General features: G+C 66.2%; 15 protein-coding genes and 1 pseudogene. 1 reads left to right on the top strand and 15 read right to left on the bottom strand.

Going from position 1 to position 16,370, the window contains the following annotated elements; translation table 11 throughout:
* Window positions 1-244: 244 nt before the first annotated feature.
* The 14 genes and pseudogenes from rplP to VHK65_12430 all read right to left on the bottom strand — a co-directional run bounded on the left by rplP (window position 245) and on the right by VHK65_12430 (window position 11,018).
* Window positions 245-646, bottom strand: a pseudogene (gene rplP, locus VHK65_12365) (50S ribosomal protein L16).
* Window positions 647-649: 3 nt separating this feature from the next.
* Window positions 650-1,633, bottom strand: a complete 984-nt coding sequence (gene rpsC / locus VHK65_12370) for a 30S ribosomal protein S3 (GenBank protein ID HVS06937.1) — start codon at window positions 1,631-1,633, stop codon at window positions 650-652.
* The gene (rplV, locus tag VHK65_12375) at window positions 1,634-2,254 is read right to left on the bottom strand and encodes a 50S ribosomal protein L22 (GenBank protein ID HVS06938.1); all 621 of its coding nucleotides are present in this window, start codon (window positions 2,252-2,254) and stop codon (window positions 1,634-1,636) included.
* A 3-nt stretch (window positions 2,255-2,257) separates the two neighbouring features.
* Window positions 2,258-2,542 (bottom strand): 30S ribosomal protein S19, encoded by a 285-nt coding sequence (rpsS, locus tag VHK65_12380; protein HVS06939.1) that lies wholly within the window; start codon window positions 2,540-2,542, stop codon window positions 2,258-2,260.
* A 3-nt stretch (window positions 2,543-2,545) separates the two neighbouring features.
* On the bottom strand, window positions 2,546-3,391 hold the full coding sequence (rplB, locus tag VHK65_12385) for a 50S ribosomal protein L2 (GenBank protein HVS06940.1): 846 nt from the start codon (window positions 3,389-3,391) through the stop codon (window positions 2,546-2,548).
* A gap of 3 nt (window positions 3,392-3,394) precedes the next feature.
* Entirely contained in the window at window positions 3,395-3,685 is a 291-nt protein-coding gene (locus tag VHK65_12390; protein ID HVS06941.1) for a 50S ribosomal protein L23, read from the bottom strand.
* Window positions 3,682-4,320, bottom strand: coding sequence for a 50S ribosomal protein L4 (rplD, locus tag VHK65_12395; protein HVS06942.1), 639 nt, complete (start codon window positions 4,318-4,320; stop codon window positions 3,682-3,684). Before rplD ends, VHK65_12390 begins: the two co-directional genes overlap by 4 nt.
* Window positions 4,320-4,970, bottom strand: a complete 651-nt coding sequence (gene rplC / locus VHK65_12400; GenBank protein ID HVS06943.1) for a 50S ribosomal protein L3 — start codon at window positions 4,968-4,970, stop codon at window positions 4,320-4,322. The genes rplD and rplC overlap by 1 nt, the downstream gene beginning before the upstream one ends.
* 2 nt (window positions 4,971-4,972) lie before the next feature.
* Entirely contained in the window at window positions 4,973-5,278 is a 306-nt protein-coding gene (rpsJ, locus tag VHK65_12405; protein HVS06944.1) for a 30S ribosomal protein S10, read from the bottom strand.
* A gap of 4 nt (window positions 5,279-5,282) precedes the next feature.
* The gene (tuf, locus tag VHK65_12410; protein ID HVS06945.1) at window positions 5,283-6,467 is read right to left on the bottom strand and encodes an elongation factor Tu; all 1,185 of its coding nucleotides are present in this window, start codon (window positions 6,465-6,467) and stop codon (window positions 5,283-5,285) included.
* A 24-nt stretch (window positions 6,468-6,491) separates the two neighbouring features.
* The gene (gene fusA, locus VHK65_12415; GenBank protein HVS06946.1) at window positions 6,492-8,567 is read right to left on the bottom strand and encodes an elongation factor G; all 2,076 of its coding nucleotides are present in this window, start codon (window positions 8,565-8,567) and stop codon (window positions 6,492-6,494) included.
* A 19-nt stretch (window positions 8,568-8,586) separates the two neighbouring features.
* A complete protein-coding gene (gene rpsG, locus VHK65_12420) occupies window positions 8,587-9,057 on the bottom strand; it encodes a 30S ribosomal protein S7 (protein HVS06947.1) in 471 nt (156 codons plus the stop codon).
* Window positions 9,057-9,440, bottom strand: coding sequence for a 30S ribosomal protein S12 (rpsL, locus tag VHK65_12425; protein HVS06948.1), 384 nt, complete (start codon window positions 9,438-9,440; stop codon window positions 9,057-9,059). Before rpsL ends, rpsG begins: the two co-directional genes overlap by 1 nt.
* Window positions 9,441-9,629: 189 nt before the next feature.
* Window positions 9,630-11,018, bottom strand: a complete 1,389-nt coding sequence (locus tag VHK65_12430) for a glycosyltransferase 87 family protein (protein ID HVS06949.1) — start codon at window positions 11,016-11,018, stop codon at window positions 9,630-9,632.
* Between the two features lie 85 nt (window positions 11,019-11,103).
* Here VHK65_12430 and VHK65_12435 point away from each other — a divergent pair, with 85 nt between their 5' ends.
* The gene (locus tag VHK65_12435) at window positions 11,104-13,176 is read left to right on the top strand and encodes a S9 family peptidase (protein ID HVS06950.1); all 2,073 of its coding nucleotides are present in this window, start codon (window positions 11,104-11,106) and stop codon (window positions 13,174-13,176) included.
* Window positions 13,177-13,229: 53 nt separating this feature from the next.
* On the opposite strand, the gene rpoC is transcribed toward VHK65_12435, so the two are convergent.
* A partial coding sequence (rpoC, locus tag VHK65_12440) for a DNA-directed RNA polymerase subunit beta' (GenBank protein ID HVS06951.1) occupies window positions 13,230-16,370 on the bottom strand: 3,141 nt, incomplete at its 5' end.

Raw genomic sequence — 16,370 nt, forward strand, 5'->3', positions numbered from 1 at the left:
CCGGTGCCGCGGCTTTGGGGGCGGCCGCCGCTTTCGGGGCAGCGCCGGGCGCGGCTTTCGGGGCGGCACCCGGGGCGGGCTTCACCGACGGCGCGGCACCCGGGGCCGCCTTGGGCCCACGCGCCGGAGCAGCGGCGGCGGTTGGGGCCGCCGCGGCACCCGCGATGCCCTCGACGCCCTCACCCGGCTTCAGCTCCGCCGGTCCCTTGATCTTCACGTCGGCGGCCGCTTTGACGCCCGACTTGATGCCCATTGTCCGGGTCTTCATCGGCAGCTTGTAGGCCGCCAGTTGGAAGGCGCGCTTGGCCATCTCGGGAGTCACCCCGCCCATCTCGAAGAGGACGCGTCCGGGCTTGATCACGACCACCCATCCCTCGGGCGCACCCTTGCCGCTGCCCATGCGGGTCTCGGCCGGCTTCTTCGTGACCGACTTGTCGGGGAAGACCCGGATGAAGACCTGGCCCCCGCGGCGCACGAAGCGCGTCATGACGCGGCGGGCCGCCTCGATCTGGCGATTCGTCATCCAGGCGGCTTCGGACGCCTGCAGGCCGAACTCTCCGAATGCCAGGTCGGCACCCTGGGTGGCCACGCCGGTGCGGCGACCCCGATGCAACTTGCGATGCTTGACGCGAGCGGGCAGCAACATCCGTTATTCCTTCTTCTTCGTCGCGCGGGCGCGCGGGGCTTTTGGTGCGTCGGGTTTGTCGGTCGTGGTCGCGCGGGCGCGGGTGGTCCGTTTCGGGGCGGCTTTCTCACCCGCGTCGGCCGTGGTCGCCTCGGTGGTCGCCTTAGTTGCGCGGGTGGCGCGCTTCGCCTTGGCGGCGGCCGGCGCATCGGCCGTCACCGGGGCCGGGGCAACGGGCGCTACCTCGGGCGCGGCCGGCGCAGCCACCGCGACCTGCACAAGCTCGGCCAACGGGCTGGGCGCCTCGCCAATCGCGAGAGCCACTGGCACGCCACTTTCAACGGGTTCCTCGGCCGCGGTCGGCGGCTTGACCGCCGCCTCGGTCGGGAAGTTGCCGGTGTAGACCCAGGCTGAGACGCCGATCCGGCCGAAGGTAGTCTTGGCTTCAGTCTGGCCGAAGTCGATGTCCGCCTTCAGCGTATGCAGCGGCACCCGACCCTCGCGGTTCCATTCGACGCGCGCCATCTCCGAGCCGCCGAGGCGGCCCTTGACCCGGATCTTCACGCCCTGGGCGCCGGCCCGCATGGTCTTCATCAGCGACTGCTTGATGGCACGGCGGAAGGCGATGCGCTTCTCCAGCTGGGCGGCGACGTTCTCGGCCACCAGCTGGGCGGCGAGCTCGGGCTTCTTGATCTCCTGGATCGTGACCCGGACGCGCTTGCCGGTGATCTTCTCCAGCTCGTCGCGCAGCTGGTCGACACTGGTACCACCCTTGCCGATCACGATGCCGGGCTTGGCGGTGTGCAGCGTGATGGTCAGCGCCGACGAGGAGCGCTCGGTCTCGATCCGGGCCAGGCCGGCATTCTTCAGGCGGATCATCAGCATCCGCCGCAAGCGGACGTCCTCCAGCAGAAGCGGCTTGTACTCCTTGTCCGGAGCGAACCACTTCGCCTCCCAGTTACGGTAGACGCCCAGCCGGAACCCATTCGGGTGAACCTTGTGCCCCATCTACTTGCTCTTTTTCTCCTTGGTGTCCTTCTTGCCGTCGTCCTTCTTCTTGGCGTCGGTCTTTTTGGCCTCAGTCTTCTTACCCTCGGCGGGCGCCTTTGACGCGGGCGCCTTGCTCTCCGGCTTCGCCTTCTTCGGCCGGGCCGGAGCGACCCGCTCGTCCGACTCGGTGGTGGCAGGCGTAAGCGCGGCAGCCGCGCGCGCGGCGGCAGCCGCGGCCGGCGGCGCCTGCCGGCTCGTGGGTTGCGGTGCGCGCGGGAGGGCGGCGGTGCGCCGCCTCACCACACCGGGCCGGTCTTCCACGATGGCCGTGATATGGCTGGTGCGTTTGAAAATGCTGAAGAGGCGCCCCATGGCGCGCGGCTGACCGCGCTTCAACATCGGACCCGGCTCCACCCGGATGTCCTTGATCACGAGGTCGTCCTTGACCAGGTTGAAGTTGTTCTCGGCGTTCGCCTGGGCGGAGCGGATCACCTTGGCCACGTCCCGCGCCGCGGCCTTGGGCATGAACGAGCAGGCGACCAGCGCCTCACTCACCGGCAGGTTGCGCAGCGTCCGTGCGACGAGTCGCACTTTCCGCGGTGATGTCCTGACCCACTTGGCCTTTGCCTGTACTTCCATTGCTTATTTAAGAGCGGTGGTCTTCTCCGTGTGATGCCCGTGGGCGCGGAAGCGCCGGGTCGGCGCGAACTCGCCCAGCAGGTGCCCGACCATGTTCTCGGTGATGAAGATCGGCACGTGCTTCTTGCCGTCGTGAATCGCGAGCGTATGCCCGACCATCTCGGGGAAGACGCTCGAGTCTCGCGACCAGGTCTTGATCACCTTCTTCTCCTTCTGGAGATTCATCGCCGTGACCTTTTTCATCAGCGACGGATGCACGAACGGTCCTTTCTTGGTTGAACGTGACATGTGTTAGCCCTTACTCTTCCGCTTTGGTGGTCTGCGCCGAACGAGCATGTTCTTGGTCTTCTTGTTGCGCCGGGTCCGGTATCCGAGCGCCGGCTTGCCCCAGGGTGTTTTCGGATGGCCGCCGGGACCCGAACGCCCCTCCCCACCGCCGTGCGGATGGTCGAAGGGGTTCATGGTGACGCCGCGGACGGCGGGGCGCTTGCCACGCCAGCGGTTCTTGCCGGCCTTGCCGACGTTCTCGTTTTCGTGCTCGACGTTGCCGATCTGGCCGATCGTGGCGTAGCAGACGACCGCGACGCGCCGCACCTCGCCCGATGGCATCCGGATCTGCGCGTAGTCACCCTCGCGGGCGAGCAGCTGGGCCGACATGCCGGCCGAGCGCACCACCTGGCCGCCCTTGCCACGGTTTAGCTCGATGTTGTGCACCGTGCTGCCCAACGGAATGCTCGCCAGCGGCAGCGCGTTGCCCGGTTTGATGTCGGCCTCGGGTCCGCTGATCACCTTGTCGCCGACGGTCAGCCCGACGGGTGCCAGGATGTAGCGCTTCTCGCCATCGGCGTAGGTGAGCAGCGCGATCCGCGCGCTGCGGTTCGGGTCGTACTCGACCGCGCTGACGGTCGCCGGGATGTTTAGCTTGTCGCGCTTGAAGTCGATGATCCGGTACAGCTTGCGGTGGCCGCCGCCCTGGTGGCGGACGGTGATCTTTCCCTGTGCGTTGCGGCCGGCATCGGTCTTGAGCGAGACCAGCAGGCGCTTGTTGGGCTTCTTTTTCGTGGTGACCTCGTCGAAGGCGCTCACCGACATGAATCGGCGGCCGGGCGAGGTGGGGCGGTACTTCTTTATCGGCATGGATCAGACACCCTGGAACATGCTTTCGATCTTTTGCCCTTCTGCCAGCGTGACGACGGCCTTCTTCCAGTTCGACTGAAACCCGTGAGTCTTGCCACGGCGGCGCTCCTTTCCGCGGACGTGCATCGTGTTCACGCTGACGACCTCGACCTTGAAGGCCTCCGTGATCGCCAGCGCGATCTCGGTCTTCGTCGCTCTCGGGTGCACCCGGAAGAGGTACTTTCCCGTCGCCATCGCGGCGTAGCTCTTCTCACTGATCAGCGGACGCTGGATCACCTCGACCGCCGCCCTCATGTCAGCCACTCCTCCACCTGGGTCAAAGCCGACCGGGTGAAGACGATCGTGTCGGCGGTGAGCACGTCGGTGGGATTGAGGTTGGTCGCCAGGATGGTCTTGACACCGGCCAGGTTGCGCGTCGACTTCTCCAGCATCAGGTCATGCTCGGGAATGACGAACAGCGTGCGGGCGCCGGCGCCCATCTCGTCGAAGAGGGCGGCGACGACACGCGTCTTGGGCGCCTCCAGCGCGATCTCCTCGACGATGCGCACCGCGCCTTCCTGCGACTTGACCGAGAGGGCCGACCGCAGGGCCAGCCGGCGCTGCTTGCGCGGCATCTTCTGCTCATAGCTGCGCGGGTGCGGACCGAAGACCGTCCCGCCGTGGCGCCATTGGGGCGCCCGGGTGCTGCCCTGGCGGGCGCGGCCGGTGCCTTTCTGCTTCCAGGGTTTCTTCCCGCCGCCCGACACGTCGCCGCGGGTCTTGGTCTCATGCGTGCCCTGGCGATCGTTCGCCAGCTGCCGCCGCACCGCCTGGTGGAGCACGGCCTCGTTCACGGGGGCGTTGAAGACGGCCGCCGGCAACTCGAGCGTGCCGGTCTCCTTGCCGTCGCGGTCATGGACCGTGGCAGATGATTTCTCGGTGGCCGCCATTACTTCTTCCCCTTGGGCTGCCGTGTCGAGTCCCGCACCAGCACCAGACTGTTCTTGTGGCCGGGGACGTCGCCGTTGACCAGGATGAGGTTGCGGTCGAGGTCCACCCGCACCACCTTGAGGTGCATGGTGGTCCGTTGCGAATTGCCCAGCTGACCGGCCATCCGCATCCCCTTGTAGACACGCGACGGCGTCGAGGAGGAGCCGATCGAGCCGGGCTGTTTGATGTTGTGCGAGCCGTGGGTGACCGGACCGCGGCCGAAATGATGGCGCTTGTGCTGGCCGGAAAACCCCTTGCCTTTCGTTACGCCGGTGACGTCGACCAGCTCGCCGGCCGAAAAGAGGTCGGCCTTGAGCGCCTGGCCGACTTCATAGGCGGGGGCGTCGGCCTTGAGCCGAATCTCGCGCACGTGGCGATGAGCGGCGACTCCGGCCTTCTTGAAGTGCCCGGCAGCGGGCTTGGTGAGCTGCTTCTCCTTGGCCTCGCCAAAACCGAGCTGCACCGCGCCGTAGCCGTCTTTCTGCACGGCCCGCAGCGCGATCACGACGCAGGGCCCGGCTTCGAGCACGGTGACCGGCAGGAGTTCACCCTTCTCGGTGAACACCTGGGTCATCCCGATCTTCTTGGCCAGGAGCCCCTTCGTTGCCATCGCTAGAGCTTGATCTCGATGTTGACGCCGGACGGCAGGTTGAGCCGCATCAGCGCATCCACGACTTTCGGGTTCGGGTCAAGGATGTCGATGATCCGCTTGTGGGTGCGCATTTCGAACTGCTCGCGCGAGTCCTTGTCGATGAACGGCGATCGAATCACCGTCCACTTGTTGACCTCGGTGGGCAGCGGGATGGGTCCGGCCGTCGACGCGTTCGTTCGCCGCGCGGTATCCACGATCTTGTCCGCGGCCTGGTCGAGGACGCGGTGATCGTAGGCCTTCAGCCGGATGCGGATCTTTTGAGCCACGACCTTACTTGATGACCTTTGTCGCCACGCCCGAGCCGACCGTGCGGCCGCCCTCGCGGATGGCGAAGCGCATCTGCTCTTCGACGGCGATCGGGGTGATCAACTTGATCTTCATGGCGATGTTGTCGCCCGGCATCACCATTTCGGTGCCTTCCGGCAGCTCGATCTCACCAGTCACGTCCGTGGTCCGCACGTAGAACTGCGGGCGGTAGCCCTTGAAGAACGGGGTGTGCCGGCCACCCTCCTCCTTGGTGAGAACGTAGACCTGCGACTCGAACTCCGTGTGCGGCTTGATCGAGCCGGGCTTGGCCAGGACCTGGCCGCGCTCGACCTCCTCGCGCTTGATGCCGCGCAGCAGGCAGCCGACGTTGTCGCCCGCCTGGCCGGAATCGAGGAGCTTGTGGAACATTTCGACACCGGTCACGACGGTCTTGCGGGTGTCGTTGATGCCGACCATCTCGACCTCTTCGTTGACCTTGACCTGGCCGCGCTCGATCCGGCCGGTCACGACCGTGCCACGACCTTCGATCGAGAAAACGTCCTCGATCGGCATCATGAACGGCTTGTCGAGGGCGCGCTCCGGCACTGGGATGTAGCTGTCGACCGCGTCCATCAGCTTCAGGATCGAGTCTTCCCACTCGGGGTCGCCCTCGAGCGCCTTGAGCGCCGACACTTTGACCACGGGAATGTCTTCGCCCGGGAACTCGTACTTCGAGAGCAGCTCGCGAACCTCGAGCTCGACGAGCTCCAGGATCTCCGGGTCGTCGACCGCGTCGACCTTGTTGAGGGCGACCACGATCCGTGGCACGCCGACCTGGCGCGCCAGCAGGATATGCTCGCGGGTCTGCGGCATCGGCCCGTCCGTCGCGGCCACGACCAGGATCGCGCCGTCCATCTGGGCGGCACCGGTGATCATGTTCTTGATGTAGTCGGCGTGCCCCGGGCAGTCGACGTGCGCGTAGTGCCGCTTCTCCGTCTCGTATTCGACGTGCGCGGTCGCGATCGTGATGCCGCGAGCCTTCTCTTCGGGGGCATTGTCGATCGAGTCGAAGGAGCGGAATTCAGCGAATCCCTTTTTTGACAGGACCTTCGTGATGGCCGCGGTCAGCGTGGTCTTGCCATGGTCGATGTGACCGATGGTTCCCACGTTCACGTGCGGCTTGGTACGCTCGTACTTCTTCTTCGCCATTGTTACTCCTTCTCGGAATCCTCCTTAAGCTCTCGACTTCGCAACGATCTCTTCGGCGATCGACTTCGGGACTTCTTGATAGTGATGAAACTCCATGCTGTAGACCGCGCGACCCTGGGTCTTGGACCGCAGGTCGGTGGCGTAACCGAACATATTGCCCAGCGGCACATACGCCCGCACCACCTGCATCGTGGCCCGGCCTTCCATGCCGAGGATCTGGCCGCGCCGCGAGGACAGGTCGCCGAGGATCTCGCCCATGAATTCCTCGGGCATGACGACCTCGACCTTCATGATCGGCTCGAGCAGCGTCGGCTGGCCTTTCTGCATGCCGTCCTTGGCCGCCATCGAACCGGCGATGGTGAAGGCCATCTCATTGGAGTCGACCTCGTGGTAGGAGCCATCGACCAGCGTGGCCTTGACGTCGACCACCGGGAAGCCCGCCAGCACGCCGCTGTTGAGCGCCTCGATGATGCCTTTCTCGACCGCTGAGTGGTACTCCTTGGGGATCGAGCCGCCGACGACCTTGTTGATGAACTCGAAGCCCTTGCCCGCCTCATTCGGCTCGATATTGATCTCGGCGTGGCCGTACTGGCCGCGACCGCCCGACTGCCGGATGAAGCGTCCGACGCCGTGCGCCTTGCGCTTGATCGTCTCACGGTAGGCGACTTGCGGCTTGCCGACGTTGGCATCGACGGCAAATTCGCGCAGCATCCGGTCGACGATGATCTCGAGATGGAGCTCGCCCATCCCCGAGATGATCGTCTGCGCCGTCTCCTCATCGGTCCGGACCTTGAAGGTGGGGTCTTCCTCGGCGAGCTTGGCCAGCGCCTGGCCCATCTTCTCCTGGTCGACCTTGGTGCGCGGCTCGATCGCCACGCTGATGACCGGGTCGGGGAAGACGATCGACTCGAGCAGGATCGGGTTGTTCTCGTCGGCCAGGGTGTCCCCCGTCGTCGTCTGCTTCAGGCCGATGGCCGCGGCGATATCGCCCGCGTAAACCTCGGGGATCTCCTCGCGGTGGTTGGCGTGCATTTGCAGGATGCGGCCGACCCGCTCCTTGGTGCCGCGGGTCGCGTTCCACACGTAGGACCCGGACTTGAGCGTGCCGGCATAGACCCTGAAGAATGTCAGCTTGCCGACGTAGGGGTCGGTCGCGATCTTGAAGGCCAGCGCCGCGAAGGGCTGGTTATCGGCCGGCTGGCGCCACTCGGTGACGTTGCTCTTGGCGTTGATCCCTTCCACTCCGAGCTTGTCGAGCGGGGAGGGCAGGAAGTCCACGATGGCGTCGAGCATTGGCTGTACCCCGCGGTTGCGCAGCGCGGCACCCGCCAGCACCGGCACGAACCGGTTCGCGACCGTGCCCTTGCGGATGGCGGCCACGATCTCGGGGCCGCTGATCGGCCTGTCGTCCAGGTATTTCTGCAGCAGGACGTCGTCGAACTCGGCGACCGCCTCGACCAGCTGCTTGTGGTACAGCTCGACCTGCTCGCGCATCTCCACCGGGACCTCTTCGGTCTCGATGGTGGTGCCCAGGTCGTCGGTATACGTGATCGCGACCTTATTAATAAGGTCGACGACGCCCTCGAACTTCTCCTCGCTGCCGATCGGGAGCTGAATCGGGACGGCGTTCGCCCCCAGCCGCTCGCGGATCGACTTCCAGGACGCGAAGAAGTCGGCGCCCATGCGGTCCATCTTGTTGATGAAGGCAATGCGGGGCACTTCGTAGCGATCGGCCTGCCGCCAGACCGTCTCGGACTGTGGCTCGACCCCGGCGACGGCGTCGAAGACCGCGACCGCGCCATCCAGGACGCGCAAGCTACGCTCGACCTCGACGGTAAAGTCTACGTGCCCGGGTGTGTCGATAATGTTGATCCGGTGGCCGCGCCAGTTCGCCACGGTGGCCGCCGACGTGATCGTGATCCCGCGCTCCTGCTCCTGCACCATCCAGTCCATGGTGGCGGCGCCGTCGTGCACCTCACCCATCTTGTGGATCCGGCCGGCATAGAAGAGGATACGTTCGGTCGTGGTCGTCTTCCCGGCATCGATGTGGGCCATGATGCCGATGTTCCGAACCTTGTCCAGCGCGTAAGTGCGAGCCATTTTTGTTTCTGCCAATTTCCTAGTACCTGAAGTGGCTGAAGGCCTTGTTGCTCTCAGCCATCTTGTGCGTTTCTTCGCGGCGCTTGATGGTGGCGCCCACTCCGTTGGCGGCGTCCATCAGCTCTCCGGCGAGCTTCTCCTGCATCGATTTCCCCGAGCGGGCCCTGGCGTAACGGACGATCCAGCGCCGGGCCAGCGCCGAGCGACGGTCCGGCCGGATCTCGACTGGCACCTGGTAGGTGGCGCCACCGATCCGGCGGGGCTTGACCTCGAGCACGGGCGTGGCGTTCTTCAGGGCGGAATCGAAGACCTCGATCGGGTCCTTCTTTGCCACCTTGCGGATCCGGTCCAGGGAACCGTAGACGACCCGTTCGGCCGTGCTCCGCTTGCCGCGCTGCATCACGACGTTGACGAACTTAGCTACGCCCTCGTGTGTGTACACTGGGTCGGGCAGGATGACACGCTTGTGAATTCGGGGACGCCGCGGCATTAGGCCTTCTTCGCCTTCTCGCGCTTCGCGCCGTACTTCGAGCGCCCCTGCTTGCGCCCCTTGGCGCCGGCCGTATCGAGGGTGCCGCGGACCACGTGGTACCGGACACCGGGGAGGTCCTTTACGCGGCCACCGCGGATGAGCACGACTGAGTGCTCCTGGAGGTTGTGACCGATCCCGGGAATGTACGCGGTCACCTCCTGGCGGGAGGTGAGGCGAACCCGGGCGACCTTCCGAAGGGCCGAGTTGGGCTTCTTGGGCGTGGTCGTGTAGACACGCACGCAGACGCCCCGCCGCTGCGGTGAGCCTTGCAACGCCGGTGCCTTCGTCTTCTTCACCAGCGGCTTGCGGCCGTATCGGATCAACTGTGAAATCGTGGGCATAAGGTAACCTCGCGCCTGTTTAAGGCGCGAAGGCGTATTCTACGGCCGCGTTGAGGCGGCTGTCAAATCGCCGGGCGGCCCGCGCCAGGACGCAACTCCCCCTTCTTACCCGAATCCGGGCGTCCGTAACCGCCTTAGAAGGGTTTGAGGATATGAGCCAGAGGAGCGCCGGTGGTCTGCTTAGACAGCTCAGCGACCGACCGAATCCCGTCGGTCGTCTTCTCCGAGCGCAGGCGGAAGGCCATCGCGGCCGAGGTCCCGTGGGCGAGGAGGAAGCCCGCCACCGAGGCGATGTGGGCGAACAGGAGCCAGCTGTACATGCCCGGGATTATGGAGGCGAGCCAGTAGCCCAGCAAGAATCAACTCGACCCCGAGCAACAGGTAGGCCTGCTGGGCGAACCGGTTCACGAACAGGAAGACGAAGAACGCGACGCCCATCCAGAGGATGGCGTCCCCCGACCGTGGGCGGCGAGAGAGCCAGCGCCAGGCAAGGATCCAGGTGAGGATCACCAGCGGGATCTGGAGCAGGAGGAAGGGGAACGCGTCCCGGGGACCCTGGATGATGCCGGCCTGGAGCAGCCAGCTGGAAAGGCCGAGCCCCTGGATCGGGTAGGCTTCCGCGCCGCTGCCGAAGTTGTAGAGGAGGGTATCGGCGACGAAAGCCCGCGCGTTCCAGACCAGGAAGGGCAGGATCAGCGCCAGAACCGCCACGACGGCCAGGCAGGTCGCTCGAAGAAATGCCTTCCACCCCATGCCGCTGGCGCCGGCCCAGATCACCAGCACCGGGACCGCGATCAACGCCGTCTGCTTGGTAGCGACCGCCAGTCCGATCACGAGCCCGGCCACGAGGAACCGACGGCGGCTGATCGCCAGGGCCGCGCCGAGCAAGAGCGCCACCATCGGCAGGTCGTTGTCGCCCAGCACCGCGAGCAGGCTGTGTCCCGGGATCAAGAAGAAGGTGATGGCCGCCATCCGGCCGGACTGACCAGGGGCGAGCCGGCGCAGGAGCACCCACACGGCGACCGCGGCGAGCAGCAACCAGAGGCGCTCATCCCACCAGCCGAGCAGGGCGTGGACGGCGGCCTGGACCGGCAGCGGGAGCACGATGGTACCCGGCCAGTAGTCGAGGTGATGCAGCGCGGGATTGGCGAAGGCCTGGCCACCCCAGGGCGCCCGCTCGAGGCCGGTGCCCACGTAGTTGAATCCGTACGGGTCGACACCACGCATCAGCACCTCGCGGGCAAGCTGGATCTGGTACGCGCCGTCGCCGATCAACGCCGTGGTGGACGGCACCAGGTGCCAGCGGGCGATGCCGCCGGCGATGGGGAGCGCATAGAGCAGTGCTACGGCGGCGGCGGCACCTTGCTCGCGGAAGCGGCGACCGGCGACGACCAGGGCCACGGCCACCGCGACGAGTCCTAGCAATGCGAGGCTGATCCAGGCCGGCACCGACCAGGTGCGCGCGATCTGCCAGTCGATCGCGGCGGTCGGCAGACCGAGGAGGATGAGGACGAGCCCGTCGCCGTGCCGGGTAAGGACCGCCGATCGGGCCGGACGAGGCGGGGTGGCCAGCTGCATCCCGATACAACGGCCCGTCGTGGCCAATCTCTCCCCGGGGTCCTTTGCTAGCCTGAGACTGTCGCCACCAAATGGGAGGGAGCCAATGACACGTCGACTGGAGCCGGACGACCTGTACGCCATCAAGCTCGTCGAAGACCCGCAGATCACCCCCGACGGCGAGCGGATTGCCTACGTGGTCGTCGAGATCGACCGCTCAAGCTACGAATATCACCGATCCATCTGGGTCGCCCCGACGGGGACGGGTACGCCCCGCCCCTACACGGCCGGCGACAACGACACAACCCCCCGATGGTCGCCCGACGGCCGGTCGCTCGTCTTTGTCCGCGCCCCGGCGGGCGAGGTCAAACCCAAGAACGAGGAGGAGCGCGATCGCGGTGTGGGGAAGCCGCAGCTCTGGTTGCTGCCGGCGGATGGCGGTGAAGCGCGCCAGCTCACCTGGGCACGATGGGGCGCCGGCGATCCCACCTGGTCGCCGGACGGCGACGTCATCGTCTACGCGGCAGAGGTCGGTGAGCCGGATGATCCGGAGGCGGAGGACGCCGGCCTGCACGAGAAGCGCGTGCCCGCCGTCCGCAGAATCGACCGTCTCTGGACTCGTCTGGACGGCAAGGGCTGGATTTACGAACGCCGCTCGCACCTCTTCCGAATCCGCAGCGACGGCGGCCAACCCGAGCAACTGACCGACGGCGATTGGGACGACGGCTCGCCGGCATTCTCGCCCGACGGTCGATGCATCGCCTTCACCTCTGACCGAATCGAGGACCGATGGACCTGGCCCGGCAATGACATGTGGGTGCTCGATCTGTCCTCTAACCGGCTCACTCGTCTCACCGATGAGACGCTCGTCACCGGCCCACCCGCCTGGTCGCCAGACGGCCGGTCGATCGCGTTTGCGGCGTCGGTGCGCCGGCATGCGGACGGCTACACCGACCTGATGGTGGTCGATAGCGGCGGTGGCTCCGCTCGCCGGCTCACCGAGCATTTCGATCCGACCTTCGAGGACAGCTGCATCGACGATCAGCGCGTCGGGCACGGCGGCCCGCATCCGTGCTGGTCGTCAGACGGCAAGGAAATTTACACGCAAGCGTCGGGGCGCGGTAGCACCCAGCTGCTCGCCGTCCCGCTGGCGACGGGGAAACCGCGTGTTGTCGTCGGCGGGCAGCGGCGCGTCTATGCCTTCAGCATGGATCGGGAACGGCGCCGGGTGGCTCTCGTGAGCTCGGACCCGGGAATCCCCGGCGACCTCTTCAGCTGGGAACTGGTGGAGGGTGGACGAGAGCGCCGCCTCACCGACCTGAATGCCAGCCTCTTCAAGGAGGTTACGCTGGCCCGGCCGGAGGAATTCACCTTCAAAGGTGCCGGCGGTTGGGACATCCAGGGATGGGTCATGCGGCCGTCAGGCGGCGGCGACCGGCCGCCCGCCGTGCTCGAGATCCACGGCGGGCCGACGGCGATGTATGGCTGGAGCTTCTTCTTCGAGTTTCAGCTGCTCGCCTCGCATGGTTACGCGGTGCTGTTCACCAATCCTCGCGGCAGCTCCGGATACGGCCGCGCCTTCTCGAAGGCCGTCGTCAACGACTGGGGTGGCAAGGATTATGAGGACCTGATGGCCGGCGTCGACACTGCCATCGAGCGCGGCTGGGTGGACGGCAGCCGGATGGGAGTTGGCGGTGGAAGCTACGGCGGCTACATGACCAACTGGGCGGTCAGCCACACCAACCGCTTCAAAGCGGCGGTCACGATGCGCTGCGTGAGCAACCTGGCGGGGATGTTCGGCTACTCGGACCTGGGATGGTTCTTGATCGATGATTTCATGGGCGCGGTCCCCTGGAAAGACCTCGATCGTCTTGCGGAACGGTCACCGATCACCTACGTCGACCGCATCCAGACCCCGCTGCTCATCCTTCACAGCGACCAGGACCTGCGCTGCCCGATCGAGGAAGGCGAGCAGATGTTCACGGCGCTCAAGTTCCTTGGCCGCGAGGTCAGAATGGTCCGCTTCGAGGGCCAGACCCATGACCTGTCGCGCAACGGCCATCCGCGCTCGCGCGTCATCCGCCTGCGGCACATCGTCTCGTGGTTCATCTCCCACATTCGCACCGAGGCCATCCGGCCCAAAGGGGAGCTGGCGAGAGCCGGTGCCGCCGGAGAGTAGAGGGCAAAAGAAAGGGCCACCCAACGGGGTGGCCCCTTGGTGCTCGGGTCGCGTTAGCTGGTGGCGGGAACCGGTTGCGGGAGTTCCGCGAACATCTTGAACGACTCCTCGCGCAGCTTCTGGTAGTAGTCGAGGCCGGTCCCGGCGGGGATCAGCTTGCCGATGATCACGTTCTCCTTCAGGCCACGGAGCCGGTCGACCTTTCCCGAGATCGCCGCCTCGGTAAGCACGCGGGTCGTCTCCTGGAAGGATGCCGCCGACAGCCAGCTCGCGGTGTTGAGCGCGGCCTTGATCAGGCCGAGCAGCACAGTCTGGGCCACCGACGGGTCGCCGCCTTCTGCCAGGACCTTCGCGTTGGCTTCCTCGTACTCCCACTGGGATACGATTTCGCCCGGCAGCAGGTCGGTGTCACCGGCGGTGTCGACGCGGACCTTCCGCATCATCTGGCGGATGATCACCTCGATGTGCTTGTCGTTGATATCGACACCCTGCGAGCGGTACACCTTCTGGACCTCGTCGACCAGGTAGGTCTGGACCGCCTCGCGACCAAGGATGTGGAGCAGCTCCTGGGGGCTGATCGAGCCTTCGGTGATCTGCTGACCGGCCTTGATCTTCTGGCCGCTCGTGACGTTGACCCGGGAGCCGTGCGGGATCGGGTACTCGCGCCACTCCTCATCCATGCTCCGGATGACGATCTGGTTGCGCTCCACCCGGGCGACGCCTGACGCCCGTGACTGGATGACCTTCTCCACGCCTTCCTCGCCCGCGCCCCGGGCAATCTCCTGGCCTTCCTGCACGGTCGCACCCGATTCGATCAGCGGCTGCATCTTGTCCGTGAGGATGTAGGGAATGTCGTAGACGTCGCGCGAGGTGACCTTGACCTTGCGGGCGGTCTCGGTCCGGATGATCTCCACCTCGCCGTCGATCTCGGAGATGATCGACTTGCCCTTCGGGATACGGGCCTCGAAGAGCTCCTCGACGCGCGGCAGGCCCTGCGTGATGTCAGTACCCGCGACGCCACCGGTATGGAAGGTCCGCATGGTGAGCTGGGTGCCTGGCTCGCCGATCGACTGGGCGGCGATGACGCCAACCGCCTCACCGATCTCGACCAGCTTGCCGGTCGCCAGGTTGCGGCCATAGCACAGCCGGCAAACGCCCTCGCGCGCCTGGCAGGTGAGCACCGAGCGCACCTTGACCTGGGCCACGCCCGCCTTGATCAGGTGGCGCGCCTGGATGTCGGTGATTTCGGTGCCTTCTTTGACCAGGGTCTCCTGCGTGGTGGGGTCCAGGACCGCCGCGGCCGCCACGCGACCGGCGACCCGCTCGAAGAGGGGCTCCGTCAGCGCGCGCTCCTCCGAAATGTCCGTCACCCAAATGCCGGAGGTCGTGCCGCAGTCCTCGGTCCGGACGATCACGTCCTGGGCGACGTCGACCAGCCGGCGGGTCAGGTAGCCCGAGTCAGCGGTGCGGAGTGCCGTGTCGGCGAGACCCTTGCGGGCGCCGTGGGTCGAGATGAAGTACTCGAGCACGGTCAGCCCTTCCGAGAAGTTCGCCTTGATCGGCAGGTCGATGATCCGGCCCGTCGGGTCGGCCATCAGGCCTCGCATTCCGGCGAGCTGCCGGATCTGCTGGATGTTCCCTCGGGCGCCGGAGTTGGCCATCATGAAGACCGGGTGAAGCGCATCGAAGCTCTTCATCGTGGCGGCCGTCACTTCCTCCGTCGCCTCGGTCCAGAGGTCAACGGTCTGGGTGTAGCGCTCGTCGTCGGTGATCAGGCCGCGCTTGAACTGCAGGTCGATATCGCCGAGCTTCTTCTCGGCGCCTGCGAGGATGGCGGCCTTGCCCGCCGGCGTCTTGATGTCCATCGCGGAGATGGTGATGCCGGCCTTGGTCGCGTAGGCGAAGCCGACCCGCTTGATGTCGTTGGCGACCCGCGCGGTGAGCTCGTTGCCGTGGAGGCGGAAGCACTCCGCGACGATCGCCCGCAGCGCCTTCTTGTCGAAGACACCGTTCTGGAACGTCATCGCCTCGCCGTGGCCCTCCGCTGGCTGCACCCCGATGGGCAGCACCTGGTTGAAGAGCACGCGGCCCGGCGAAGTACGCACCAGCTTGCCGTCGATCCGGACGCGGACCTCCTGCTGGACATGGACGCGCCGGTTGTCGAGGGCGAGCAACGCTTCCTCGGCGGTGCCGTAGGTCGGCAGTTCCTGATCCTTGATGTTGGGCGTCGCCTTGATCATGGTCAGGTAGTAGGTGCCGAGCACGATATCCTGGGTCGGACTGATGACCGGGTGGCCATCCGAGGCCGACAGGATGTTGTTGGACGACATCATCAGGTTCTTGGCTTCCGCGATGGCGCCGCTGAAGAGCGGCACGTGGACGGCCATCTGGTCGCCGTCGAAGTCCGCGTTGAAGGCGCTGCAGACCAGGGGGTGGATCTGGATCGCGGATCCCTCCACCAGCACCGGCATGAACGCCTGGATGCCGAGGCGGTGCAGCGTGGGCGCGCGGTTGAGGAGCACCGGATGCTCCTTGATGACCTCGTCGAGCACGTCCCACACTTCGGGGCGGACGCGCTCCACCATGCGCTTGGCGGACTTGATGTTCTGGGTGTAGCCCTTGCTGACGAGCTCTCGCATGACGAACGGCTTGAACAGCTCGAGCGCCATCTTCTTCGGGAGCCCGCACTCGTGCAGCTTCAACTCCGGGCCGACGACGATGACGGAACGGCCGGAGTAGTCGACACGCTTGCCGAGCAGGTTCTGGCGGAAACGGCCCTGCTTGCCCTTGAGCATGTCGGACAGTGACTTCAGCTTGCGGTTCCCGGTGCCGGTGATCGCCCGGCCGCGACGGCCGTTGTCGATCAGGGCGTCGACCGCCTCCTGGAGCATCCGCTTCTCGTTCCGGACGATGATCTCGGGCGCCCCCAGCTCGAGCAGTCGCTTGAGCCGGTTGTTGCGGTTGATCACGCGCCGGTAGAGGTCGTTGAGGTCGCTGGTAGCGAAGCGACCGCCGTCGAGCTGGACCATCGGCCGTAGCTCGGGCGGGATGACCGGCAGCACGTCGAGCACCATCCAGGTCGGGCTGGCGCCCGACTTCCGGAAATCCTCGACGACCTTCAACCGCTTGATCGCCTTCTGCTTGCGCTGCCCGCTCGTGGAGCGGGACTCGTTGCGCAGCCGGTACATCTCCTG

This window comes from Candidatus Dormiibacterota bacterium (assembly GCA_035544955.1).
In the GTDB taxonomy this organism is placed as follows: Bacteria; Chloroflexota; Dormibacteria; order CF-121; family CF-121; genus CF-13.

Excerpts from the sequence above, each read along its gene's own strand:
- rpsC (HVS06937.1), bottom strand. The coding sequence starts at position 1,633 with ATGGGGCACAAGGTTCACCCGAATGGGTTCCGGCTGGGCGTCTACCGT.
- rplV (HVS06938.1), bottom strand. The coding sequence starts at position 2,254 with ATGGAAGTACAGGCAAAGGCCAAGTGGGTCAGGACATCACCGCGGAAA.
- rpsS (HVS06939.1), bottom strand. The coding sequence starts at position 2,542 with ATGTCACGTTCAACCAAGAAAGGACCGTTCGTGCATCCGTCGCTGATG.
- rplB (HVS06940.1), bottom strand. The coding sequence starts at position 3,391 with ATGCCGATAAAGAAGTACCGCCCCACCTCGCCCGGCCGCCGATTCATG.
- VHK65_12390 (HVS06941.1), bottom strand. The coding sequence starts at position 3,685 with ATGAGGGCGGCGGTCGAGGTGATCCAGCGTCCGCTGATCAGTGAGAAG.
- rplD (HVS06942.1), bottom strand. The coding sequence starts at position 4,320 with ATGGCGGCCACCGAGAAATCATCTGCCACGGTCCATGACCGCGACGGC.
- rplC (HVS06943.1), bottom strand. The coding sequence starts at position 4,970 with ATGGCAACGAAGGGGCTCCTGGCCAAGAAGATCGGGATGACCCAGGTG.
- tuf (HVS06945.1), bottom strand. The coding sequence starts at position 6,467 with ATGGCGAAGAAGAAGTACGAGCGTACCAAGCCGCACGTGAACGTGGGA.
- fusA (HVS06946.1), bottom strand. The coding sequence starts at position 8,567 with ATGGCTCGCACTTACGCGCTGGACAAGGTTCGGAACATCGGCATCATG.
- rpsG (HVS06947.1), bottom strand. The coding sequence starts at position 9,057 with ATGCCGCGGCGTCCCCGAATTCACAAGCGTGTCATCCTGCCCGACCCA.
- rpsL (HVS06948.1), bottom strand. The coding sequence starts at position 9,440 with ATGCCCACGATTTCACAGTTGATCCGATACGGCCGCAAGCCGCTGGTG.
- VHK65_12430 (HVS06949.1), bottom strand. The coding sequence starts at position 11,018 with ATGCAGCTGGCCACCCCGCCTCGTCCGGCCCGATCGGCGGTCCTTACC.
- VHK65_12435 (HVS06950.1), top strand. The coding sequence starts at position 11,104 with ATGACACGTCGACTGGAGCCGGACGACCTGTACGCCATCAAGCTCGTC.